Annotated in this window: 18 protein-coding genes; 6 read left to right on the top strand and 12 right to left on the bottom strand. The window is 38.2% G+C overall.

Annotated elements, in window-relative coordinates; genetic code table 11:
• Positions 1-49: 49 nt before the first annotated feature.
• The 4 genes from ACXAG7_RS12465 to ACXAG7_RS12450 form a co-directional block, all read right to left on the bottom strand.
• Positions 50-1,531 (bottom strand): RagB/SusD family nutrient uptake outer membrane protein, encoded by a 1,482-nt coding sequence (locus tag ACXAG7_RS12465; RefSeq protein ID WP_476666976.1) that lies wholly within the window; start codon positions 1,529-1,531, stop codon positions 50-52.
• Positions 1,532-1,547: 16 nt separating this feature from the next.
• Positions 1,548-4,757 (bottom strand): SusC/RagA family TonB-linked outer membrane protein, encoded by a 3,210-nt coding sequence (locus tag ACXAG7_RS12460; RefSeq protein ID WP_476666975.1) that lies wholly within the window; start codon positions 4,755-4,757, stop codon positions 1,548-1,550.
• Between the two features lie 257 nt (positions 4,758-5,014).
• Complete coding sequence (locus ACXAG7_RS12455) at positions 5,015-6,511, bottom strand: hypothetical protein (protein ID WP_476666974.1); 1,497 nt, start codon at positions 6,509-6,511, stop codon at positions 5,015-5,017.
• Positions 6,512-6,568: 57 nt separating this feature from the next.
• Positions 6,569-7,612 (bottom strand): glutaminyl-peptide cyclotransferase, encoded by a 1,044-nt coding sequence (locus ACXAG7_RS12450; protein WP_476666973.1) that lies wholly within the window; start codon positions 7,610-7,612, stop codon positions 6,569-6,571.
• A 187-nt stretch (positions 7,613-7,799) separates the two neighbouring features.
• On the opposite strand from ACXAG7_RS12450, the gene ACXAG7_RS12445 reads away from it, so the two are divergent.
• The 4 genes from ACXAG7_RS12445 (at position 7,800) to ACXAG7_RS12430 (ending at position 12,546) form a co-directional block, all read left to right on the top strand.
• Positions 7,800-8,051 (top strand): type B 50S ribosomal protein L31, encoded by a 252-nt coding sequence (locus ACXAG7_RS12445; RefSeq protein ID WP_100925256.1) that lies wholly within the window; start codon positions 7,800-7,802, stop codon positions 8,049-8,051.
• 96 nt (positions 8,052-8,147) lie between these two features.
• A complete protein-coding gene (locus ACXAG7_RS12440) occupies positions 8,148-9,659 on the top strand; it encodes an FMN-binding glutamate synthase family protein (protein WP_476666972.1) in 1,512 nt (503 codons plus the stop codon).
• A gap of 11 nt (positions 9,660-9,670) precedes the next feature.
• Positions 9,671-11,443 (top strand): O-antigen ligase family protein, encoded by a 1,773-nt coding sequence (locus ACXAG7_RS12435; RefSeq protein ID WP_476666971.1) that lies wholly within the window; start codon positions 9,671-9,673, stop codon positions 11,441-11,443.
• Positions 11,444-11,448: 5 nt separating this feature from the next.
• Positions 11,449-12,546 carry a methyltransferase gene (locus ACXAG7_RS12430; RefSeq protein WP_476666970.1) on the top strand — a complete coding sequence of 366 codons (1,098 nt, stop codon included), beginning with the start codon at positions 11,449-11,451 and terminating at the stop codon, positions 12,544-12,546.
• Positions 12,547-12,598: 52 nt separating this feature from the next.
• Here ACXAG7_RS12430 and ACXAG7_RS12425 read toward each other — a convergent pair whose 3' ends face one another.
• The 5 genes from ACXAG7_RS12425 to gcvP form a co-directional block, all read right to left on the bottom strand.
• Positions 12,599-13,225, bottom strand: a complete 627-nt coding sequence (locus ACXAG7_RS12425; protein WP_476666969.1) for an outer membrane beta-barrel protein — start codon at positions 13,223-13,225, stop codon at positions 12,599-12,601.
• A 188-nt stretch (positions 13,226-13,413) separates the two neighbouring features.
• On the bottom strand, positions 13,414-14,043 hold the full coding sequence (locus ACXAG7_RS12420) for an outer membrane beta-barrel protein (protein ID WP_476666968.1): 630 nt from the start codon (positions 14,041-14,043) through the stop codon (positions 13,414-13,416).
• Positions 14,044-14,145: 102 nt separating this feature from the next.
• Complete coding sequence (locus ACXAG7_RS12415; RefSeq protein WP_476666967.1) at positions 14,146-15,075, bottom strand: sterol desaturase family protein; 930 nt, start codon at positions 15,073-15,075, stop codon at positions 14,146-14,148.
• Positions 15,076-15,095: 20 nt separating this feature from the next.
• Complete coding sequence (locus tag ACXAG7_RS12410; protein WP_476666966.1) at positions 15,096-16,010, bottom strand: sterol desaturase family protein; 915 nt, start codon at positions 16,008-16,010, stop codon at positions 15,096-15,098.
• Positions 16,011-16,183: 173 nt separating this feature from the next.
• On the bottom strand, positions 16,184-19,039 hold the full coding sequence (gcvP, locus tag ACXAG7_RS12405; RefSeq protein WP_476666965.1) for an aminomethyl-transferring glycine dehydrogenase: 2,856 nt from the start codon (positions 19,037-19,039) through the stop codon (positions 16,184-16,186).
• A 128-nt stretch (positions 19,040-19,167) separates the two neighbouring features.
• On the opposite strand from gcvP, the gene ACXAG7_RS12400 reads away from it, so the two are divergent.
• Both ACXAG7_RS12400 and serA read left to right on the top strand, forming a co-directional pair.
• The gene (locus tag ACXAG7_RS12400; RefSeq protein ID WP_476666964.1) at positions 19,168-19,992 is read left to right on the top strand and encodes a UbiA prenyltransferase family protein; all 825 of its coding nucleotides are present in this window, start codon (positions 19,168-19,170) and stop codon (positions 19,990-19,992) included.
• A gap of 113 nt (positions 19,993-20,105) precedes the next feature.
• The gene (gene serA / locus ACXAG7_RS12395; protein WP_408043025.1) at positions 20,106-22,007 is read left to right on the top strand and encodes a phosphoglycerate dehydrogenase; all 1,902 of its coding nucleotides are present in this window, start codon (positions 20,106-20,108) and stop codon (positions 22,005-22,007) included.
• Positions 22,008-22,048: 41 nt separating this feature from the next.
• On the opposite strand, the gene ACXAG7_RS12390 is transcribed toward serA, so the two are convergent.
• The 3 genes from ACXAG7_RS12390 to ACXAG7_RS12380 form a co-directional block, all read right to left on the bottom strand.
• Positions 22,049-23,050: a hypothetical protein gene (locus ACXAG7_RS12390; RefSeq protein ID WP_476666963.1), complete on the bottom strand. Its 1,002-nt coding sequence runs from the start codon at positions 23,048-23,050 to the stop codon at positions 22,049-22,051.
• 46 nt (positions 23,051-23,096) lie between these two features.
• Positions 23,097-24,533, bottom strand: a complete 1,437-nt coding sequence (locus ACXAG7_RS12385) for a hypothetical protein (protein ID WP_476666962.1) — start codon at positions 24,531-24,533, stop codon at positions 23,097-23,099.
• A gap of 165 nt (positions 24,534-24,698) precedes the next feature.
• Entirely contained in the window at positions 24,699-25,478 is a 780-nt protein-coding gene (locus ACXAG7_RS12380; protein WP_476666961.1) for an IclR family transcriptional regulator, read from the bottom strand.
• Positions 25,479-25,587 lie beyond the last annotated feature (109 nt).

Below are 25,587 nucleotides of genomic sequence, written 5' to 3'. Positions count from 1 at the left end.
AAAAGCCACTCCAAATAGGAGTGGCTCTAATTTATACACTAAGTAATTCTTAGTTGATGAATGGGTTGTTTTGGATTTCCGATAAAGGAATTACCCAAGTTAATCTATCATCGTTATAAGGAATCGGAGTACCAACATGAGTTAAGTGGTTCGACCCTCTAGTAACCGTAGCTTTGAAACGCTTCATTGCTAAGTAACTCTTACCTTCACCGAATAACTCGATTCTAGTTTGTAAGTAGATCTCGTCTAATAAAGCTTGTCCTGATAATGCATCGATATAAGTAGCACTTGGTACACGTTGGCTAACAACTGCCTTTAAGCTAGTTTTAGCAGTAGCTTCATCTCCAGTTTTTGCAGAGAATTCAGCATTTAACAAGTACATTTCAGCAACTCTCATGAATACGTAATCAGTTACAACGTTACGTTGTCCTCCAATAGTTCTTGCTGGTGCATAGAACTTTCTCCAAGGAATTAAGTGATATCCAGAAGCTGAGTTGTTGAAGAACTGTGCTTTTCTTGCATCATTCGCAGGAATTGCGTTGAACAAGTTAGCATCGATAGCTTTTCTATCTCCAGCCCACTGGTAACTATAAGTAAATACGTCCATTTGACCCCACCAAGAGATTAAGTCAAATCCCATATCAGTAGTTAAGTCAAATCCCCACATCCAACCTGGAGTGTTGATATCGTTAAATCCACCTACTACTTCAGCTCCACTCATTAAAGTGTAAGAACCTCCTGCGATGATTTCGCTAGTTAAGGTTTTAGCTTTAGCATTTGAATCAGCAGTATTCATAGATCCGTATACATAAGCTAATAAAGCTTTAGCAACATCTTGGTTGATTTGGTTTTTAGAAACTCTATTGAATCCATTTAAGTATCCGATAGCCTCTGTTAAATCCTTAATCATTAAGTTATACACTTCTTGAGTAGTACTTTGAGGTACAGCCGACTGAGTAGCTTCTGTTAATAAAGGTAATACTTTAGAAGTAGGAGTGTACTCATTGATATAGAATTGCGTTAAGTAAAAATATGCATAGGCTCTAATCGCTTTCGCTTGTCCCATACCGTATTTACCTTCTGCAGATGCAGGAACTGCATCGTTACCACCTAAACTAGAGATAAATGCGTTACATCCTCTAATTAAACGGTAGTAGTATCTCCAAGGAATATAGTTTTCGTTTCTTGTATTATCAACGGTTGTTTGATAATCTGTAAAACGTCTGTACCATCCGTAAGTACTTACTGATAATGCCATATCACTAGATAAGAAATCACTAAAGATATCGTATCCTTTTTGACCAAAATCATCGTGACCAGTAGTTCCACCTGTACCAGTGTTAATCATGGTAGAGTATAAACCTGTAAGTGTCGCGTCTAATAATTTTGGGTTTTTAATAGCAGATTGTCCGTACTGCTCAAAGTCAATTGTTTGAGTAGCGTGTGTATCTAAAAAGTCTGACGAACAACCATAACCTAGAGCTAATAAACCTCCTAGGGCTATTGCTTTTAACTTGATGTTTAATTTCATTTCTTTAATTTTTTAATTAAAATTTAACTCTTACCCCCATAGATATGGTTGTTAAAGGTGTGTATCTATAAGTGTTAGAAGATCCTGTTTCTGATGTAGCAGGGTTGAATCCGTCTCTTGCACTTAATAAGAATAAGTTGTCACCTGATAACCATAAGTTTACATTAGATACTCCAGAGTTCTCTAAGAATCTAGAAGGTATGCTATAACCAATTCTCAAGTTATTCAAAGCTAAAAAGTCAGTAGATGTTAAGAATCTTGTAGAAGCACTGTTTACGTTAGTTTGTTGGTTACTAAACAATCTTGGTACGTCTGTTACATCTCCTGGGTTGCGCCATCTATTTCTGATGTCAGTACTATAGTTATTACCACCAACTTGGGTGTTTGACATTAATCCGGCATATACACCGTCATATGCATATCCACCTAAGCTATAAGCGAACTGTGTACTGATATCAAAATTATGGATTTTTGCAGAAATTCTGAAGGCACCTCTTACGGTTGGAATTGCAGATTTACCTACGTATCTCTGTGTTGCATTTTGGTAAGTTTTGGTAGTAGTTTGGCTAATAGCATTGTTAGGATTAGCGTTTGTGTACTCTGTTAAGTTACCAATTGCTTCTCCAGCATCCATAGTACCATTACCGTTAGCATCGTGGTAGTTTACATACCACATACCTAATCCGTCAGCAGGGTCAACTCCAGCCCACTCTCTCATGTAGTAGTCGAAAATTGAGTATCCAACAGATCTACCAAAATTTCCAGCTTGATCTAATACCTTTTGTTGTCCAGTTGCAGGATCGATAGGCATTGCAATCATTTCGTTATCTAACATTTCACCGTTTACAGTGAAATCTAACTTATAGTTTTCTTTGTTAACAATGTGAGTTGTTAAATCAAATTCAAAACCTTTGTTTCTTAATAAACCGTCATTTACAGTGATTAAAGCATCACCTGATGATGGTGGTAATCTTCTTTGGAAGATTTGATCGTCAGTGTTCTTGATATAGTAATCTAAACTACCTTCAAAAATGTTGTTGAACATAGAGAATTCAAGACCTGCTTGGAACATTTTCGAAGTTTCCCAAGTTAAATCAACATTTTGAATAGGTCTTAATGATAAAGAAGGCTCATCATTTAATACCCCAATAGTATATCCACCACGTCCAGAGTAGAAGTTTACACCTTCTTTATCTCCGATTAAACCGTAACTTACTTTTGCTTTTAAGTTGTTAAGGAATCCAACATTACGCATGAAGTTTTCTTTAGTAACAATCCAAGCTAAACCAACAGATCCGAAAGTACCCCATTTGTTCTTAGCAAATCTAGATGATCCATCACGTCTAAGTGATCCAGAGAAATAGTACTTTTCTAAGTAGTTGTAGTTCACTTGAGCAAAGTAAGACTCTAAGTTTTCCTCTTCTGTGTATCCAGCAGGTAAACCTCCTGATTTAACATAGTTTCCTGGATCGTCTAATCCACCTTGTAAGTTAACTACTTTGTTAACGCTTAATGTACTTCTTTGTCTTCTGTATTTGTTAGCTTCCGTTGCTAATAATACTTTTAAGTTGTGATCTCCAAAAGACTTAGTATACGTTAACATATTTAAAATGTTTTGTGTAACTAAGTTTCTGTTTTGCTTAAATAAGCTTCCTCCTTGTGCTTGTGCCGATCCGTAGAAAGGGTTGTTAATGTTGTCATTAACTAAGCTGTATAATTGAGCTCCATATCTCGTTTGGAAGTTCAAGTTATCAGTAAAGTCTAATTTGAATGAGAAGTTACCGTTAAAAGAGTGTCTTCTTGATCTACTTAAATCGTAATGAGCATCAGCGATAGAGTTTGTTAAAGCTCCAAATCCACGACCTACACCATAATCGTATACATTACCTCCGAAGATAGCATCAGGAATAAGGTTTCCGTTAGTATCTCTTTCGAATAATGGATAGATTGATGGAATGTTATCAACGAACCAGAAGATACTTCCTGAATCCGAAGTTTGTCCGTTGTTGATCGTTTGACCGTAAGAGTATCCTAAGTTAGCCGTTGCAGTTAACCAATCTTTAGGCTTGTGCTCTAAGTTTAAACGCGTAGCATAACGCTTATAGTTCGAGTTGATGATGTATCCTTTATCATCTAAGTAACCGAATGAAGAGAAGTAACGAGTTTTATCGTTTCCACCCATCATCTTTAAGTTAGCCTCCGTTCTGATCGAAGTTTGGAATCCGAAGTCTTCCCAGTTTTCTGGATCGTACTTTCTCGTAACTCCTGAGTTTACTCTACCCGTTGCTGGGTTGATTAAAGTAGCAGCAGTGGCATTCCACAAGTTGTATTTTGCGTTGATACCTGCTCCTGAGAATAAGTTTGCGTTTGCAGCAGCGATAGCAGCAGCATTGTTAGCTCCACCAGCAGCAGCGTTGTTGTATAATGCTTCCCATGATAACTCGATGTACTCTTCTGGTGAGCTAATCTTGTTATAACGAGGTAAAGCACTAAAGTTAACCCCTGTTTTGATATCTACTTCGATAGAAGAAGTACCACTCTTACCTGCTTTAGTTGTAATTAATACAACCCCGTTCGCACCACGTGATCCATAAATTGCCGTTGCAGTTGCATCTTTAAGGATAGTAGTCGATTCGATGTCAGATGGGTTAATAGAGTTAATACTACCCGCAAAAGGTACACCGTCAATTACGTATAAAGGATCTCTGTTTCCGTTTACAGATCCAAAACCACGAATACGAATAGTCGCAGCAGTACCTGGCTGACCAGAAACATTGATTACGTTAACCCCGGCAACCTCACCAGCTAAAGCCTGAGAAATGTTGGCTACTGACTTCGCTTCTAATTGCTCAGCTTTTACCACTTTCGCAGTACCCGTATAGGCTTGCTTGGTAGACGTTCCATATCCAACAACAATTACCTCTTCAAGTAAGTTGTCGTTTTCTAGAAGAACATTGATTTGATTTGAAGCACCAACTGTTCTCTCAACAGATTTCATACCCACAAAACTAAATACAAGAACATCTCCTGTACTCGCTTTTACTGAGTAGTTTCCGTCAAAGTCGGTCTCAGTACCTTGGGTGGTACCTTTTTTCAAAACTGTAACCCCAGGTAATGGACCTGATTCATCAGAAACAGTACCTGAAATCGTTCTGTCTTGTGCAAACGAGACGTGCACAACCAACGCTAACAAAAGCGTTAAAATTCCATTAAACTTTGTTCTCATTATATAATTATTTGAATTAATTAGTTGCTAAAATCTTAAATAAATCTTAAAGAAACAATTTTTTAACAAAAAAAATCTCTTTAAAGTCCTTTATTGATAAAGGATTTAAAGAAACATTTAGAAAAAAATAAAAGAAAAAAAACAATTTTAATAAACTGCTTTTTTTCTTTTATCTGGTTGTTTTTTAATTAATTAGCATTTTGTTTGAATGCTGTATTAAATAAATGTTAACTATTCGTTAAAAGGAATATAAAAAATTAAAAGTCGGAATGTTGATAGGCACCCAAATCTATGGTCGGTGTTCTCGGTTTTTCCAAAATATCTGTAGTAACACTTGTAGGAATACCTTTGTTAATCGCAGCACTATTTTTACCAATAGTAAAGTCACTTTTTGACGGATCTTTAAATTGAGCGTCTTTATTGAGTACGATATTGCTGTAGTGAACCGTATTGTTGAAATTGAGTTCGTTGTTGTTTTTAAAGGTACCGTTGAGGTCGTTGAATTGGATGAGATTGCTGTTTATTTGGTAATTAAACTGCGTTCCAGCAAGACGATCCAAGATGAATTCTATATTGTTGTTCCCCGTCATAATACAATTGGTAAACGAAGCTTTTATCAAGTCCCTAGTTTCAGTGATTTCTTTGCCGCTGTTGTCTTTGTATGTGATGTGATTGTTTACAATTACAGCAGGGAGTTGTCGTAAGCTGTTGTTCCAAAAGTTGGCAAATGTGGCGTGGGTAAATTCGTAACGCCCACCAAAGGTACACGCTAATGAGGACTGCCCAGTATTTCCAATTACCAGGTTTTCCCCTTGGATACTGGTATGTCTACCCAGAATACCATAACTGGAGTTATTGTATATTTCTGCATTTTTGATTTGTAAAGATGTCTTCGTAGCATCTAAACCATCGACTAAAAGGCCTACAATACCATTCTTGATTACGATATGCTCAAATTCGTTGGCTGTACTTCCTTCACGTAACCAAATAGTTCCCCATTGTCCAGGTACGCGATCGAATCGATGTTCCAACCGATCGCCTACAAATTGAATTTTTTTGTCTTTAGTTCCCTTGGCCACTATGCTCCCTTGCTTGTCGGCAATGAGTCCTGAGTTTCTGTGGAAATGTAGAGTCGCTCCTGGAGCAATGTTTAATGTCTTATTGGCTGGCACAGCAGCATATCCGTAGATGACATAGGGCTTGTCTGCGGTAAAATTAAGTTCACTATCTTTTAAAAAGCGTCCTTGAATGGCTGTTTTTTTTCCATCAATAGTAAGTGTTTCAATACCGGCAGCGGTTTTTGATGGAAAAATAAAATGGGCATCCTTTACCAAGGTGACGAGGTCTACATCTTGCTGGTTGTTACCGTTGTCAAAGAGTAATTTATCGGTGTATAGGGGATCGGTAACACTGCTAAAATCGATGGTGGTTTCAATGAAAACATATATGCTATCATTAGGTAAAATAACAACGTTTTTAAATTCTTTATCTGGAACTCCGTCTACATTGAGTCGGTAGTTAGAACTGTTACCGTTTTGAAGTTTGATTTCTGGGATGGTAATGGCCGATTTCCCCCGATTATAGACTTTTAAATTGTAAGTCGCCGAACCGATATTACTAAAAATGGTATCCAAAAATACAGTGTCTTTAGAGAACTCTAAAGAACCGTAACTAGGAATGGTATCGAAGTCTTTTCGACAGGCACTGTTGATAAAAACGCTTATCAGAAGTAAAAGGACTAAAACATATCGCATAGAAGGGTGCTGGTATTAGTTGAACTATATGTATAATATAACCTGACTAGGGTCGGATTATTGTTCGTTAATTTTAATTTCGAACAATTTCCCCCAGTGTTTTCCAGTCACGTACAGATGATTGTTTTCAGGGTTGTAGGCAATTCCGTTAAGTACTTCATCTTCATCTACGAGACGTTGCTCTGCCTGTACCAGTTTGCTCAATTCACTGAGATCTAGTATTCCTTCAACAATTCCAGTAGCAGGATCGATAATCACTATAGAATTCTGTTTCCATTTATTGGCGAATAATTTACCGTTGATGAGCTCCAATTCGTTGAGTTCATTAACAGGTGATTTGTGTGTATACGCCTGGATGCTCTTTTTTTCTTTTAAGTTGTTGGGATCTAAAAACCATATTTTGTTAGATCCATCAGATTTGAGAATTTCATTATTATTATGAGTAAGTCCCCAACCTTCATTACTCTTGTTATAATCGAATTTTCCGAGCTTCTCAAAGCTTTCTAGATCGTAAATAAATCCTTTTCTCGCTTGCCAAGTCAACCAATAGATTTTATTATTGTGGATGGTTAACCCCTCTCCGAAGTAACGCTTATCAAGGTCAAGTTTTTGTAACACTTTTCCGGTGGGAATCTCAACTTTGCGCAAGGTCGATTTTCCTCGTTTCCCCGTAGTTTCATAAAGAAAACCATTGTGGTATTCTAAGCCTTGAGTATAGGCCTTTTTATCGTGCGGGTAGGTGTTAACTAAAGTGTAGGTATAGATTTTCGGTGCTTTAGGAGCCGTAATCTCAACTGTGCGGTATAATTTCTTACTTTTGTTTGGGTAAAAGGCAATAGCTGTGACCACGTGTTTTCCTACACCGTAATCGTCTGTGTTAAATTCCATACTAGTCTCTGACGTATTGATACGTTTACCATCGACGTACAAGAGCACCGAATCAATTGCTTCTCCTTTGAGTTGTTCAAATTTAACTGCGGCTTTTTTACCTAAGGTAGTTTTTGCTGTGGCTTGAAGCTTAAATTTGTAGTTGCTTTCACTACAGGAAGTTAAGATTAAAAAAGTTAAAGCCCCTAGAGATAGTATATTTTTTAAGCGCATGATGTTTAGTTTGAATTCAATTTTTATTTTTGTACTACAAATTAAAGCAATTTATTTATTGGAATTTAAAAAAAAGGGTTAAATTTGCACCCTCAAATAGCCATTGCAGGTTTTTGATTTTTACTGAAGGCGTTTAAAACTTTACCAATTTTAAATAAATTCAACTAAAATATAAAGTTATTACAAGATGAAAAAAGGTATACACCCAGAAAATTATAGAATGGTTGCATTTAAAGATATGTCTAACGGAGATGTGTTTTTAACTCGTTCAACTGCAAATACTAAAGAAACTTTAGAAGTGGAAGGAGTAGAGTATCCATTAGTGAAGTTGGAAATTTCTAGAACTTCTCACCCTTTCTATACAGGTAAGTCTAAGTTAGTAGATACTGCTGGACGTATTGACAAGTTCAAAAACAAATACGCTAAATTCAAAAAGTAATTTAGTTAGTACAGTATATATGAAAGCTCTGATTTTAATCAGAGCTTTTTTTATGCCGTAAATCTTGTATTTTAGCTAGGCGTAAAAAAAATAACAATGAGAGATACTATATTATTTGTGGTCACTGCAGTGACTGTTCTTTGTGGTGTATTGGTATATTTTATTCCTGATACCGGTACCTATTTAATGCTGTGTTTGGCATCCCTGACTACGCTGCTTGCTTATTACGATGCATTTTTTCAAAAGAAACATTCATTGATGCGTGCCTTTCCTGTGGTTGCAAGGCTTCGTTGGGTGTTTGAGGAGGAGCGAGAGAAAATTCAACAGTATTTTATAGAAGACGACTTAAATGGTACTCCCATTAACCGCGAAAAACGCAGTATTGTTTATCAGCGATCAAAAAGAGAATTAGAAACGATTCCTTTTGGAACGCAGCACAATGTATACAGTAAAGGATATGAGTTTTTAAAGCATTCATTGTTTCCTACGGATCATCGTGATATTCAGGGAGAACGCGTTTTAATTGGTTCCGATCAATGTAAACAACCGTATTCGGCATCACTTATCAATATTTCAGCAATGTCTTTTGGCTCCCTGAGTAAGAATGCCATAAAGGCATTAAATCAAGGTGCTAAAATGGCAAATTTCGCACACAATACTGGAGAGGGAGGTATTTCACCTTATCATCTCCAAGGAGGAGATTTGATATTCCAAATAGGAACGGGTTATTTTGGTGCAGGAAAAACGGTAGAAGGAAAACGTGTATTTGATAGAGAAATTTTTCAGGAGAATGCGCTACGCCCTGAAGTGAAAATGATAGAAATTAAATTTTCGCAAGGGGCAAAGCCAGGACATGGAGGTATTTTACCTGCTAAGAAAAACACAGAAGAGATTGCGGCAATTCGTTCGGTAGCACCCTTTACACGCGTAGATTCTCCTCCAAAGCACGCTGCTTTTAGTAATTTCAAAGAAATGCTGGGGTTTATCCAACAAGTTCGAGAATTGTCAGGAGGGAAACCTGTGGGAATAAAATTCTGCGTAGGAGATCAGCAAGAACTAGAAGAGATGATACAATATTTTGCTTCAGAGAACAATTATCCTGATTTCATTGCCGTCGATGGAGGTGAAGGAGGTACTGGTTCAGCACCTTTAGAATTTACCAATTACATAGGGAGTCCCTTAATTGAAGGATTGATTTTTACAGATAAAACACTAAAAAAATACGGTATTCGATCTCAAGTAAGAATTATAGCCAGTGGTAAGGCTGTGGATGCTTTTGATGTTGTTAAATATTTAGCGCTTGGAGCCGACGCTATCGGTATGGCTAGAAGTTTTATGCTGAGCTTGGGATGTATTCAAGCTAGGGAATGTAATTTGGATTCTTGCCCTGTTGGAGTTGCTACTCAAAATGAAGACCTGGTGGCGGCTTTAGTCGTGGAAGACAAGAATGTCCGTGTTAGAAACTACCATCAAAAAACGATTGCTGCGGTAAAGGAAGTGGTGGCAGCAATGGGGAAAAATAATGTCGGTGAGCTCTCAGCAAATCACGTGTATCGTCGTATGGAAGACAATACCATCAAGAGTTTGCAAGAGTACTATAATTTGTAATGCTATCAACTATGCAAACTGCGATCACAAAACTTACTGCTTTTTTTCAAAAGAGAGCTAATTGGAATTTTTTATTGCTCGCTCTAGTGGTAGGAGGACTCCCATTTGTTTTAAGGCTTCACATCGAGAAAAGACCTCCTGAATCTTGGGAATTTAAAGCTTTTCCGTATCCAAAAGGAAACTTTGATATATTTCATTATTACAAAGGAATTGTCCTAATAATTTTAAGTTTTTTTATGGTTGTTTTGTTACCAAAAAAGAAACTTCGTTTAGTATTGAAGTACCGGGTATTGTTGGTTGCTTTTGCCTTTTTAATACTAATTTCTTCGATTTTTTCACCTTTTAGAGGGTATAGTCTTCTCGGTGGGGCGGAATCATATCAAGGAATGTTAGTGTGGTTAAGCTATGTTATACTTGTTACTAGTGCTGCAATGTTGTATTCGGTAAAAGCAATGATTCGGTTATTCTATGTAGTTTTTATGGCCGCAATAATTATGAGTGTTATCGGAGTACTTCAGTATTTTGATTTGGATATACGACCTTACCTTGAAAAAGTGATTTTTCATTCAGGTTTGAAAATGATCATTGAGAAACTTGAAACTGGAACTGTATATGCATTGGCATACAATACAAATTATTACGGTGTTTTTATGTTGTGTAATAGTCTTGTGGCGTATTTTTTGTTTTTGCTTAATTCAAAAAAGCAATTAGGCTATCTGTTGTTTCTAGGATATTCATTGGTGTATTTCAATCTAGTGGCTTCTGGTTCACTAGCAGCTAATATGACTTATATTGTTTTACTAGTTTTAATTAATGCTATTTTTTTTATTCGAAACAATAAGTACAATAAGAAAAATATTATCATTTCGGGGTGTTCAGTATTGTTATTTGTTGTAATTGGAAGGCTAAATGGCCCTGATGATGGTTTCAATAATATTGCATTGAATTTTACAAAGCCTTCGAATTTGAACTTCATGGAACAAAAAGACAACACTTTGCGTTTAGTATCTTTTAATCGTCCAGAATTACGAGTAGCATTGACGGATAAAAATAAGGTGATGTTTACCAATGCTATGGGAGAACAGCAAGGAGTTGTAAAAGTCAAGAAAGACACCTTCGGTTTTTCAAACAGTGAGTACAGCTTTGTTAGATTTTACTTTTCAAATAATAAAAAGTATAAATTGTTGAATCTGGTCTACGATACGATTTCGGAATTTCCGATGGTCGTTGATAAAAAAGGTTTTTTTATTCATGAAAAAGGGAAGTTGTTACCGATAAAGAACGCACCTAAAGTAGATTTTTTGAACAGAAGAAATTCGTTAGTCTCAGGAAGAGGAATGCTTTGGGCTCAAAGTTTACCTCTCTTTAAAAATGTACTTATGTTTGGATACGGAGCCGATTGTTTCCCATTGGCATACCCTAATGATGATTATATTAGTAGAATAAAGACTTTTGGAATCATTAGTACATCTTTTTGTACGAGTGCACATTCCTTGTATACCCAAATCGGAATTGAGTTTGGAGTGTTGGCCTTAGTCTTGTTTATCCTACTATTGTCATGGTATTTATTTGATAGTTTAAAGTTGCTTTTTAAGTTGTCATTGATGCGACCGGTGGAGTTGATTTGCCTTTGCTGTTTCGTCGTTGTGCTCGGTTATGCTGTAACGGGAATAACGAATGCTGCGATGCTTTCTTCAATCATTAATTTTTGGGTATTTTTGGGGATTGGAATCGGTGTGAATGCAAAGATCAAACACCAGAGCATTAATCAGAAAACGAATTAGACCCATTGAATATTCAACCTATAGAACAAGTTCAGTTAGAACGCTACCCGAAAACTAATGATAGATCCTTGCAGGCGTGGAGTAATGCAGAACTATTGGCATTGTCGTATATAGAAAATCGCGAAGCGAATCACATCCACCTTTTTAATGACCGTTTTGGAGTATGGAATTGTTGCATACGCAACAGCGAGCTAACAACTATTTGGACCTATGCCAGTCAGCAAAGAGCTATCCGCGAGAATTTGAAGAACAATGGAATCAGTCCGGATATCGTATTAAAAACTCCTTTGGACAGGCTTGAAAATGTTGATTTGGCTTTGATAAAAGTACCAAAATCATTAGAGTTGTTCGAACTTTTTTTAGCACAAATTCACCGAGGTTCAACAGCGAATACGGAAGCAGTTTGCTGTTTTATGACAAAGTATTTTTCAAAGTCGATGCTCCGCATAGCTGAGAAGTACTTTAGCGATGTGAGCCAATCGAAAGCTTGGAAAAAAGCGCGTTTGTTAGTCTTAAAATCTCCTAAAGTAGCCAGCGATAAACAAATTACAGCGTTCGTGAAACCTGTAAGTGATATATTGGGAGGTTTACAGCAGTATTACGGGGTGTTTTCGTCAGGAGGTGTTGATATAGGTACTCAATTTTTAATGGATGAATTTTCGTTAAATACTTCTGAAATAGACCAACCGTTGAGAGCGCTAGATTTAGCCTGTGGTAATGGAATTTTAGGGAAATTTTTACGAGCGAAATCTGATAGTATCGCTGTTACCTATGTCGATGACTTCAACTTGGCAACTGCTTCAGCGGCACTTAATGATAGCGGAGAATCATCCGAATTTATCTGTGCAAATACCCTAGAAGACCTTCCGGATAATCAATTCGATTTGGTGATTTCAAATCCTCCTTTTCACTTTGAACACGAAAATAATATAGAAGTGAGCATTTCCTTATTTAGGGGAGTTGAACGCTGCCTGAAACCGACAGGAAGATTCGTTTTAGTGGCAAATAAACACCTGAATTATCAAACGCATTTGACCACAATATTTAGTAAGGTCCGAAATATAGCTCAGAATCACAAGTTTGAAATTTACGAGTGTTCGTAGATAGCGGTAATAAAATCCACTTAACATTCAGGATGCTAAATGGATTTTATGTTTACCAGTAATAGGTGATTCCCCAGTAGAAATTTGACATATTGAGGTTAAAAACAAAATTGTCACGAGACCCTTTTGCATTGGATGCTGTGTAGGTATTACTTGTATGGCTATATGCAATAGATCCAAATTCGGCTTGTAAAGCTAAGTTATCATTGATAAAGTAGTTGATACTGGGGGTAATGCGAAGCTGGATTGTATGTGCTTTAATGTTGTTATTGGACGGAGTTATTCGTTCATCTCCATAGGTGTAGACAAAGCTACCTTGTGCACTGAATGCAAATTTTGGTAAAATAAATAAGTATTTTTTTAGGTAGGTATTGATCGTATATGACGATTTTTTTCTTCCTTGTGCATTGAGCCCTGTGTATTCAGAATTTTGATAATTATAGCCAACTCCCAATCCGACCTCTGTGTTTTTTGAAACAAAATATCCTGTACTGAGTTGAGCACCATAATGATTGTTTTTTGAGGTCAGTGCTGGTTGTTTGTCAGTGTCCGAAAAGATATTGATAGCTAATGAGGTGTTCCAGACCCCAGCATTAATGAACTTTCCACTTTGATCAGATTGTTGGGTGAATGCCTGTAATGTTAAAAGGAACAGGACGATGCTTGTAAATTTTTTCATAGTTTAAAGTATTAGAATGAACTTAAAACTACAATTTGTAGAGGTAACTGTTCTCGAAAATTTCCCAAACGACCATTTTAGTTGCTTAATCCATGTTTTAAGTATGAGCTTCGGATGAGCTGTGTTCGTCCCATAAAAAATCCCTGCGCTCATACGAGGCAGGGAATGATGTTGTTTCACGGAGCATGCTACCAATAATAAGCGATGCCTAAAGTGATGTTTGACATGTTTAGATTGACACCGAAATCATCTCTTTTCACAGGTTCTGGAATGTTTTGAAATTCTGTCTTGGTATGTCTGTAAGAGATGTTACCAATTTGCGCAGTAATGGCTAAATGTTCAGTAGCGAAATAGCTAAGCCCAGGTACCAATTGAATGGCATAGGTAGTTAGGTCGTCTTGGGTCGTGTCGTTGTTGTACTCCATAACACCACCGCCGTAACTGATCGTTCCTTGTGCTGTAAATGCGAGATTGGGAATGATGAAAACATACTTCTTGATATAGGCGTTAATTGTAAAGTCTCGACGTGTGATTTCATTGGTATTGGTAAGGAGTTTGTTTTTTGTGGTGTTGGTATTGTAACCTGCTCCTAATCCAATTTCAAGGTTTTTGGAAACTGCGTATCCAAACGTGGCGTTTAAACCAAAATTACTGTTGCTTACTTCTGCTTGATTATTTTTTTGATTGGAAGAAAAGAAGTTCAGGTTAGCTTGTGTGTTCCAAGTACCCGATTGGATAGCGGTTGTAGTGGATGATTTTTCTTGAGCTTTTGCACCAATGGCAAAAATAGTCATGGCTATGATAGCTAATTTTTTCATAACAAGATGTTTAACAATTTTTGACTAATTTACGGGTAAAAGCTAAGATAAACCGGTAAAATTTTGTTAAAATTCGACCGGTTTATGAATAGAAGGGCACATCTAATCATTTATTGTTGTGGGGTTTAAACTCCGAGAGTTCCAAGCTTCTGACCTGTATACTTCCGCTAGTTTACCGCCATCTATATGATTCCATCCAGGAGGTTGGATGAGGTAGTTAATTTTATCCTTAAACGTGGGAGCATTTTTGACATCCGTCCAAAGTTCTTTCCAAAGTAAAAATTGAACGTCCCAAATACTCGTGCTATCTAATTGATCATGCATAATTCCGTAATCGATTTTTACATCGGGCAATTGGGTCTGAAAGGTTTTAAAAATGCGGTCCCAAATGCTAAAGGTTTCACCGTAGTTTCTATCGAGGTAAATAGGGTTTTTGGCATGATGCACTCTGTGCACCGAAGGGGTGATGAATAGCTTTTCTAGCCATTTATGCTTACCTACAAAACGTTCACTTAGGTGAGAATAGGTGGCGTATAAACGGGCTACGGGTTCAATACAGAATATCATTAGAGGGTGAAAGCCCAATATGGGGAGCCAGGTAAAGTTATGAGGAGTGAAAAAGAAATCGAATATTGAGCCTCTTGCGACTACGGTCAGGTTCATTTCTTCAGCCGTGTGATGTACACCGTGAATGCACCATAAGAAGCGAACGCGGTGTCCCATATAGTGAATAAAAAAGACCATAAAATCATACACCAGATAGGCGATAACCCAAATATACCAGGCAAAACTGAGATCGAAGATACGGTGACTGTAAAGCCAATACATGGTGCCTACGATCATGAGCTTTGAAAGTAAAAAATACGGAATACTCTGTATGAGATAAGATGCAATACTGACCATACCTTCTTTTTTCTCTTCTACTACATTGATGGCAATAAGTACTATCCATTCCACGATCATAAGTACCAATACCAGTACGCTAGTGTGTTGAGCACTTTCAGCAAAGAACTCTACGGAAGTTAAATTCATGATTAGTTTAAATTAAGGGTTTATTGATTGTTTGATGTTTTTAATTTTTCAAGAGCTTCAGCTCTGAATTCCTCCGCGAATTTACCGCCATCTACATGGTTCCATCCGGGAGGTTTGATAAGGTAATTGAGTTTGTCTTTGAAGCTAGGAGCGGTTTTTACATCATGCCATAGCTCTTTCCACAATATGGTTTGTACCTGCCATAGATTTGTACCGTCAATTTTGTCGTCCATCATACCATAGGTTGGGGGTTCTTGTTCCAGCTCTTTTTGGAAAGTACCAAACAAATGATCCCAAAAGGAAAAGGTTTCTCCGTAATTGCGGTCCAGATACACGTGGTTTTTAGAATGGTGCACACGATGCGCTGAGGGAGTGATAAATAATTTTTCAATCCATCCACCTTTGGCACTGATAAAATGTTCGTTAACGTGCTCAAACAGTCCGTATATTTTCGCAATACCGTCTACAATTAATACCATAAAAGGATCAAAGCCAAGTAGGGGCAGCCATAAGGTGTTGTGGGGAGTTAATAAAAATCCAAAGAAAGAGCCTCGTACAGCAACGGTTAATTTCATTTCTTCTGCGGTGTGATGCACCCCGTGAATACACCAAAAAAAGCGAACGCGATGTCCTAAGTAATGTATGATGTAGAACAACAAGTCGTATAAGAGGTAACAAAGTATCCAGATGTACCAAGCATTGCCTAAATCAAACAGGCGGTAATGGTAAAACCAGACCATCAGACCAAAAAAGAAAACATCCAATACAAAGTATGGAAGTAATTCAACAAAATAGGAGAGGAGGTTAACGAGGCCTCCTTTATTGCTGTTTATTTTGTGATTTATGACAAGGACTAGCCACTCGATGACGACAGAAAAAAGGAAGATGAATGCAAATTTTCCTTGCATTTCTTCAAATAGTAGGGTTAAGTTCATTTTTATTCAGTCTAAATAAATGCAAATATAGATTTATTTGACTACCGAGCTGCGAAATTGTAAGGGATAAACTGTTAAAATTTCTCTGATTATACTAAAGAATTGAAAACGAGAAGCATAAAAAAGCCCCGTTACTAACGGGGCTTCATTGTATTAGTGTTCAACTGTAAACCTTAGGCTTCAGCTTCGATATAATCTTCAATAGGATTACATGAACAAACGAGGTTTCGATCACCAAAGGCATCGTCTACACGGCGCACAGATGGCCAAAACTTGTTGTCAGCAATGTAGTCAAGAGGGAAAGCAGCTTCTTTTCTTGAATACGGTAAATCCCATTCATCTGCAGTTAGCATTTCCTGCGTATGAGGAGCATTTTTCAACATATTGTTAGCGTCGTCTTTGCTTGCGTTATCAATTTCTTTACGAATAGAAATTAAGGCATCACAAAAACGATCAAGCTCGGCTAAGTTTTCACTTTCCGTTGGTTCTATCATAATAGTTCCTGCTACTGGGAAGGAAACTGTAGGAGCGTGGAATCCGTAATCCATGAGTCGCTTAGCGATATCAACTACCTCAATTCCGTTTTGTTTAAAGGCTCTACAATCTACGATCATTTCGTGGGCAGCACGTCCCATTTCTCCGGTATATAGGGTGTCGAAATGTCCTTGTAAACGCTCTTTCATATAATTGGCGTTTAAAATGGCATTTTTGGTAGCATTGGTAAGTCCGTCTGCCCCTAACATAGTAATATATCCATACGAAATTAAGCAGGCTAAGGCAGATCCCCAAGGGGCCGCACTAATAGCTGTGATAGCTTGCTCTCCACCGGTAGTAATTACAGGATTCGTAGGTAAATAAGGTACGAGTTGAGGAGCTACACAGATAGGTCCAACACCTGGTCCACCACCTCCGTGAGGAATCGCAAAAGTTTTGTGCAAGTTCAAGTGACAAACATCTGCTCCAATGGTTGCTGGATTCGTTAGGCCAACCTGAGCATTCATATTGGCACCGTCCATATATACTTGTCCTCCGTTGTCGTGAATAATTTGAGTAATTTCTCTAATCGCCTTTTCGTAAACACCGTGAGTTGATGGGTAGGTTACCATTAAGGCTGCGAGGTTGTCTTTGTGTTGTTCAGCTTTCTGACGAAGATCGGCAACATCGATGTTTCCTTTGTCATCTGTTTTGGTTACAACCACTTTCATTCCGGCCATAACAGCAGAGGCAGGGTTGGTTCCGTGAGCAGATGCAGGGATGATACAGATGTTTCTGTGGTGATCCCCGTTAGCTTGATGATAAGCTCTGATAACCATCAATCCAGCAAACTCTCCTTGAGCTCCCGAGTTGGGTTGTAGTGAAGTACCGGCAAAACCAGTAACCACGTTCAGTTGCTCTTCTAAATTTTTGAGCATTTCTTGATATCCTGCCGCTTGATCAATTGGAGCAAACGGATGGATATTTCCCCATTGTGGGTTGCTCAATGGCAACATCTCTGATGCAGCATTTAATTTCATAGTACATGATCCTAACGAGATCATTGAATGATTTAATGCGAGATCTTTGCGCTCCAATTTTTTAATATAACGCATCATTTCTGTTTCAGAATGATACGTGTTGAAAACCTCGTGGTTTAAGAAATCAGTGGTTCTAACCAATTGACTATCTATTGCGGTAGTGGCCACTAATTCTGTGATTTCGATATCTTGAACGTTAAATGCTTGTTCAAAACAATCTACGATAGCATTTAATTCTTTGAGGCTTACCGTTTCGTTTAATGAAATTGAAACGTGGTTCGCATCGATATAGTTAAAGTTGATGTGCTTACTTTCTGCAACCGTGCGCAATTGCTGTGCTTCTACTTCGATGAGTAAGGTGTCGAAGTAATTTGAGTTTAGCTGTTTAAATCCTAATTTATTTAATGCAGCAGCTAGGGTTACAGCGTGTTGGTGAACGCGGTTAGCGATATAGGTTAATCCGTCTTTACCGTGGTACACGGCATACATTCCTGCCATTACAGCTAATAATACCTGAGCTGTACAGATATTAGAGGTTGCACGTTCTCTTTTAATGTGCTGCTCACGAGTTTGCAAAGCCATTCTAAGAGCTCTTCCACCATCTCTGTCTTTAGTAACCCCGATAATACGACCTGGAATGCTTCGTTTATATGCCTCTTTGGTAGCAAAGTACCCTGCGTGAGGACCTCCGTATCCTAATGGAATACCAAAACGTTGGGTAGTACCTACAACCACATCAACACCGAATTCTCCTGGTGCTTGAAGTGCTACTAACGATAAAATATCCGCGGCAACAGCCACTTTTATTTGCTGTTCGTTTGCTTTACTTACAAAGTCAGCGTAGTCGTGTACTTCTCCGTGCTTTCCTGGGTATTGTAAAATTGCTCCGTAAAAGTCTTCGGCAAAGTCAAAATCCTTGTGGTTTCCAATAACGAGTTCAACGCCAATTGGAATAGCTCGTGTTTTAAGTACCGAAAGGGTTTGTGGTAAAATCTCTTCCGAAACAAAAAACTTATTGGCTTTTGCCTTTTTCTTAGCACGTTCTCTTACATCTAAAAGCAATGCCATTGCCTCTGCAGCAGCAGTCCCTTCATCGAGTAAAGAAGCATTAGCCAATTCCATTCCAGTAAGATCGCAAACCATAGTTTGGTAGTTGAGTAAGGCCTCGAGTCTACCTTGAGCGATTTCTGCCTGGTAAGGTGTGTAAGCAGTATACCATCCTGGGTTTTCCAAGATGTTGCGTTGAATTACACTAGGAAGTATCGCTTCGTGATAACCAAGCCCAATGTAACTTTTAAAAACTTTGTTCTTCGCAGCTAACTCGTTGATATGATTGAGGTATTCGTACTCACTCATAGCTGGAGCTAAATCGAGCTCTTGGTTCAATCGAATATCGTCTGGAATTGTTTCGTAAATTAATTGGTCTAATGTTGTTACCCCCACAGTTTTCAACATCGTTTCGCGGTCTTTTTGATTAGGACCTATATGTCTTAATTGAAATGAATTTGTGTTCATTTGTGCTGTTTGTTTTAAGTGGCTCAAAAATAATCAAAATTGCTGATTTTAAACCTATCTTTTTTACCGTAAATTGTTAATTTATTAACTTAAGTGTGTGGAAAGGATTCTTGTCTTACCTTTGCCTTATGAAGCTTTTATTATGGTTGTTTAATTTTTATATCAATGCGAGTATACACGTTGCATTAGCCGTGTACGCCTTGGTAAGAATTACAGAGAAATACCTCGGGTTACCCTATAATGAACCCGTTGCTTATACCGCTTTTTACGGAACGATTACGGCGTATAACTTTGTGAAATACGCGAGTTTAGCAAAATTCAAACACGCGAGTTTGACCGTGAATCTTCGATATATACAGGTTTTTTCATTGCTGTGCTTTGGCTGTTGGGTGTATTACGTAGGGCAATTGCCAGCGCGTATATTGTGGTGTTTAGTGCCTTTTGGCCTTTTGACTTTGTTGTACACGATCCCTTTTTATAAAGGCTTCAAAAAAAATCTCAGAAGTGAAGGAGTGGTAAAAGTGTTGATTGTCGCTACCGTTTGGGTGGGGGTAACCGTTATGCTTCCGGTATTGCAGTGCGAACAGTATTCGTATACGAATGTCCTAATGCTAGGAGCGCAGCGATTTTTGTTAGTAGTGGTTTGGGTACTACCCTTTGACATTAGAGATATGAATCGTGACGAACTGAGTTTGCGCACCCTTCCCAAACGGTTGGGCGTGGCTCAAACGAAAAAATTAGGAATCTTATTACTGGCAATTTGTCTGATTCTTGAATTTAACATCATGGCACCAGCATTGTATCACCGTGTGTTTTTAGCGCTTTTTGGACTGACCGCCATTTTACTAATGCGAGCTACTCCGCAACAACATCGTTATTATAGTTCTTTCTGGGTCGAAGCACTACCGATATTTTGGTTGATTTTACTAATAGTTTTTGTAAATTTCTTATAAATATGTTTGCAATTTAAACTAAATGGCTTCGGATTTGAAAATGTTATCGTTTTGTGATACTTTTTTAGCAGAAGCTTTGTACTTTGCGACCAACAATACAACAACACAATACAATGAACACAGTTGGTACACAAAAAAGAAATTTTATTTTCGACTTTGATAGTACGCTTACTAAAGTTGAAGCGCTAGACGTACTCGCAGAAATTACGCTGGCAAACAATCCCGATAAAAAAGAAATTATCGAAGGCATTGTTAATATTACGAATTTGGGAATTGATGGAGAAATATCCTTTCCTGAATCATTAGGGAGAAGAATCAAAATGTTACAAGCTAACAAAGCTGATTTGGATGTTTTGATAAAAGAACTAAGACAAAAAGTCTCCCGTTCTATAGAACGTAACAAGGAGTTTTTTGAGAACTTTTCAGAGGACATTTATGTGATATCGGCCGGTTTCAAGGAATTTATTGATCCTATAGTTGCTGATTATAACATCCCTTCAGAACGCGTATTTGCCAATACGTTTGTCTTTGATGAAAATGATGTTATTGTCGGGTTTGACGATCAAAATGTTTTGGCCTCTCACAATGGAAAAATTGCCTGTTTAAAGGCGTTGGACTTGGAGGGAGAAATCCAAGTAATAGGAGATGGTTACAGTGATTACGTGACCAGAGAAGCAGGAGTAGCGGATAAGTTTTTTGCGTATACAGAAAATGTGTCACGCGCAAAAACAGTAGAAAACGCTGATTATATCACTCCGAATTTAGATGAATTTTTATACGTAAACGATTTGCCGAGAAATATATCATACCCAAAGCACAGAATTAAAATACTACTTTTAGAGAACATCCACCCAGATGCTGAAAAAAAATTGTCTGAAGACGGTTTTACAGTCGAAACTGTAAGTAGAAGTTTGTCGGAAGAGGAACTTATTGAGAAGTTAAAAGATGTACATGTCCTCGGAATTCGATCGAAAACTCAGGTGACGAAGAAAGTAGTCGAGGCGGCAGACAAGCTCATGGTAGTGGCAGCCTTTTGTATCGGAACCAAACAAATTGATTTGGATACTTGTAAGGTGCATGGTGTAACCGTATTTAATGCGCCATATAGCAATACGAGATCCGTTGTAGAATTGGCTATCGGTGAAATTATTATGTTGATGCGAAGCGTATTTCAACGAAGTAGTGAATTGCACAATGGTCAATGGAATAAAACTGCTCAAGGATCTCGCGAAGTCCGTGGAAAAAAACTGGGAATTGTCGGATATGGAAATATTGGAAAGCAGTTGTCAGTATTGGCAGAAGCATTGGGAATGGATGTCTATTACTACGATGTAGAAGATAAGTTGGCTCTCGGAAATGCTACCAAAGTAACCACACTAAAGGAACTACTTGGGATTTCAGATGTCATTACTTTACACATTGATGATAATGCTGCCAACAAGAATTTTATCGGAGAAGAAGAAATTAAACAAATGAAAGACGGTGCTTATCTGGTAAATCTTTCACGAGGATTTGTGGTAGATATACAAGCCTTGGTAGCCGGATTAAAGTCTGGTAAAATAGCGGGAGCAGCTGTTGATGTTTATCCGGAAGAGCCTAGAAAGAACGGTGACTTTATCACGGAGTTAAAAGGATTGGATAACGTAATTCTTACCCCGCACGTTGGAGGAAGTACAGAAGAAGCTCAACGAGATATTGCTGATTTTGTGCCCGGTAAAATTATGGATTACATCAATTCAGGAAATACTGTTGACGCAGTGAACTTCCCGAATATTCGATTACCAAAACACCGAAATGCACACCGTTTTTTACATATACATCAAAATGTACCAGGTGTTATGGCTCAAATCAATAAGGTCTTAGCAGAGTTTGAGTTAAATATTACAGGGCAATACTTATCTACAGATGACAAAGTAGGTTACGTAATTACAGATGTTGATAAAGTATACAATCAAGAAGTGATTGCGGCCCTTAAGAAAATTGAAGGAACCACGAAATTTAGAGTGCTGTACTAACAGTTATAGAGCGTGTTGTATACGTATACAGCACGCTTTTTTTAAGAGCTTTGCATACGCGGAGCTAAAGGGATCAATTGGCTCACGTATCCCATTAGGTAAACAGCATTGGCATTGAGTTGTTGTTTATCACCATTAGTCATTAAATTTTCTACAGGGAATTGGGCCACACTAACTTCTTTGTTGGCCTGTAATTGTGAGTGAATGAAATTCGTGTCATTCGCTTTTAAACTTCCAGTAATTTCTATTTGAGTTCCTAGTAAGACACCAGTAATCATCAGCGGGAAAACGCCGTCATTGTTGGTCGTTGAACCAGAACTGTAATAGCCAATAGGTTGCCCGGATAGGTACCAATCATTCATAGTAAATAGTTCAGTATTGAGCCACGATCGCTCAACCTGTACCATGAGGTAACGGAATGAAATAGTTTCGAGGCTACTGTCGGTACTTAATGAAATGTGCTTGCTATCTTGTTGACCGGGAGTTCTGGACTGAAGTTTAACAGCGTTTTTGGAAGGGAGTAAGGTTTGATATTGATCGTCAAAAAGTGTTGGCAGTTTTTGTAAATCGAGGTGTATCTTAGGTAAACTTTTTGGGGTGGTAAGTAGGTCTGTCCAATTGTATGGTATGGCATTGGCCAATTGCCAGGAGGTAGGGCTTTGAGAAAGTCCTGACATTTTGGACACTGAGAATTTTTGTTGTGCCTCGTAAAAAGCCTGCGATACAAATTTAGAATCTTCTACAATACTGGCGCCTTGAATGAGATTTTGATAAGATTGCTCCACGGTATTTGCACTTGTAGTGAAGAATTTTGTCAAATCGGGAATTGCGTTCACCAAATCGCGAAAGCGAAAGGCGTGCAGGTAATTCCCTTCGGGGTTAGCAGGGCTGTAGGCATTATTGTATGCGTCTAAGGCTATTGGAAAAGGAAATTCATTAAGTTGAAAAACAGGTTTTTCAACGGTTGCTTGACTACGGGCCTTGGGGTGGTTTTCTTCAAGGGCATGTGCAACTATTTTTTCGAAGTCTAAAAGTAAGCTCATAATAAAATATGGGGTTTCCCGTTTTGAAAAACCCCGTTATTTAGAATTAATTGGTAGCGAGTCCTGCCTTTTTTGTGGCGTTTTCCTTCACCTCAGGAGCGCTTAATGGCGCAGATGGAGGTGTGATTTCGCTGGCAAAGGCTATGATTTGGATACCCGGTACTTTTATGGTACTACCGTCGAAGGTAGAATGAAATGTGTCTTTTGAGCTACTGTGGGTGTAGGATCCAGAAAGTTTAAAGGGGCCCCAACCTACAGAGGTAGTTCCGGAAATAGATTTTTCAATGTGGGATTTATCTTCAGTACTGAAATCACCCGAAATTTCGATGTCTCTAGCAACGATAAATGATGTCGGAATTAGCGGTAGAAGATTGTCTTGGTTCCCTGCTAGTTTACCATTCGAGATTCCGTGTTTAGGACGTCCATCAATAAACCAATTGTCCATTCTGAATAGGAATTCATGCATCCAAGGTCTAAATACTCTGACAACGCCTATTTTGGCAGAAAGACTAAAGTTTTGAGCCTGCATGTGATAGTTTGTCTCTTCGGTATGTCCGCTGGTACCACCTCCAATACTCCAAAGGCCGAGGTTCCATGATGCGCCACCTTTCCATTCATTGAATGTACTGTTCGTTTCTTTGTCTAAGTATTTGCTCGTTAAACTAAGTTCAGAAAAGTTAATCGCTGCCTCTTTTTGCATCCAATTTGAAGGCATCGCATAGCTCAATAACCAGTTTTGTCCGCCTGGTAAGTTTGAGGCCATTTGATGTTGAGCAGAAACGGCTTCTCTCGCTGCTGCTATGGCATTTTGTACCGATGAGTTGATACTCGAAGCTAAGGCTGCCAATGCTTGTTCTACTTGGTCAGCACCTTGAGCTCTCCAGGTGTCGTACGAAGCGGTAACAGCATTCATTAATAAAGGTTGCCTAGCTTGCCATTCACGCTGGTCGTGAACGTCATCCATGTTGTAACCCAGGTAGGCCGTTCTGTATCCGCTAACAGCGGCAATGTACGCTTGTTGGTTTTGTAAATAGGTTTGGTAAATCGGTGACTTGTTGGTTTGAGTCGTTTCTTTACCCGTAAAATCTTTGATGGTGGTTTCTACATTTAAGTAGTTGTAAGCTTCCTCGTAGATTTTTTTCTGAGCAGGATCCACAACTGAATGTGTTTTCGCACCGTTGACAATGGTTTTGTAAACTTCTGATACTTGATTTGCTGTCGCTTGAAAATCAGCGGCAATGGCAGGTATAGGATCAACAAATAAAGAGAAGGTCTCCGCTGAATTTAGGTTACCCGTTGGATTTGCAGGTGATGCCGCATTTTCAAAATCCGAAGGGTTAATGGCCATATTCTTGGCAAGTTGGATAAAAGTTGTTTGTGGATTAAATGGTGCCTGAGCGCCGCTCTCTGGTGTTACTGTAATTGCTTCGAATAATCGGGTGTACAAAGTACTGAGTACATTCTGTTCCGTTTTTTGGTCCATGATTTTTTAAGTTTTAAGTTATGTTTAGTAGTACGTAGCAAGCTTAGTTGTTATAACTAGCTACTTAAAATTAAAAAGTCAAGGTTATTTTATTAGGGGTTGTGTGTTAAGTGTTTGTAAATCAGTTGTGAGAGTGGGTAAGGAGAGTATGTGTGTAGCTGTGTACTAAAGTTGTTCAAAATGCAATAAATTACGCTCAATATTTGAAACTCCTTTTTTGAGTATGTTGAGGTAATTCGAAACATTTTCCATTTTGAAACGACTGAGAGGGCCGGAGGCACTCAGAGCAGCAATGGTTTTATGGTCTTTATTTTTAACCGGAATAGCTATACATACCAGTCCTGGTTCAAATTCTTCGATGTCCAAAGCGAATCCTTTTTCTTGAATTTCTGAAAATTGCTTCGTTAAACCAGTAGCGGTAGTAATCGTATGCTTGGTGTAGGATTCGAGCGCAGCTTGATTTAAAAAATGCTGCTGTTCTGCTACAGAACTGTAGGCCAATAGCAGTTTTCCTGACGCTGTAGCATGCAGGGGTTGATAAGAGCCGATACTCGTATTGATTTTTAAGCCATGCATACTGTCAGCTTTGTTAATGTGAAAGAGTTGGTCTTCTTTAAGTATGCTTAGTAATACGGTTTCCTGAATTTCTAAAGCAACCATTTTGATGGCGTTGTTGGTTAGGTTTTTCAGCGTTTTGTATATCGAAACGCGATTGCCTAGTTCGAACAATTTGCTTCCCAAGCTGTATTTGTCGTTTTGATTTTGCTGTACCAAATTCATAGAACTCAAGGTGTACAGTAATCGGTACACTGTGCTTTTGTTATAACCCGTTTTTACGGCGAGCTCTCGAACTCCCCAAACAGGGTGGTCGGTGGTGAAGGCCTCTAATAGTGTAAAGGCTTTGATGATGGACTGATTTATTTTTTTATCGTCTAAAAGGGACATAAAGAAGTGTTCTTTTTAAGCTTGTTATTGCTAATATACATAAAAATGTTTAACTTTATAAAACACCGTTTTGAATAGTGAAACGGAACGAAATGAAATAACCAAAAAA

The sequence above is a fragment of the Tenacibaculum sp. AWR4_210 genome (assembly GCF_056160945.1).
This window is presented reverse-complemented; position numbering and strand designations above follow the sequence as displayed.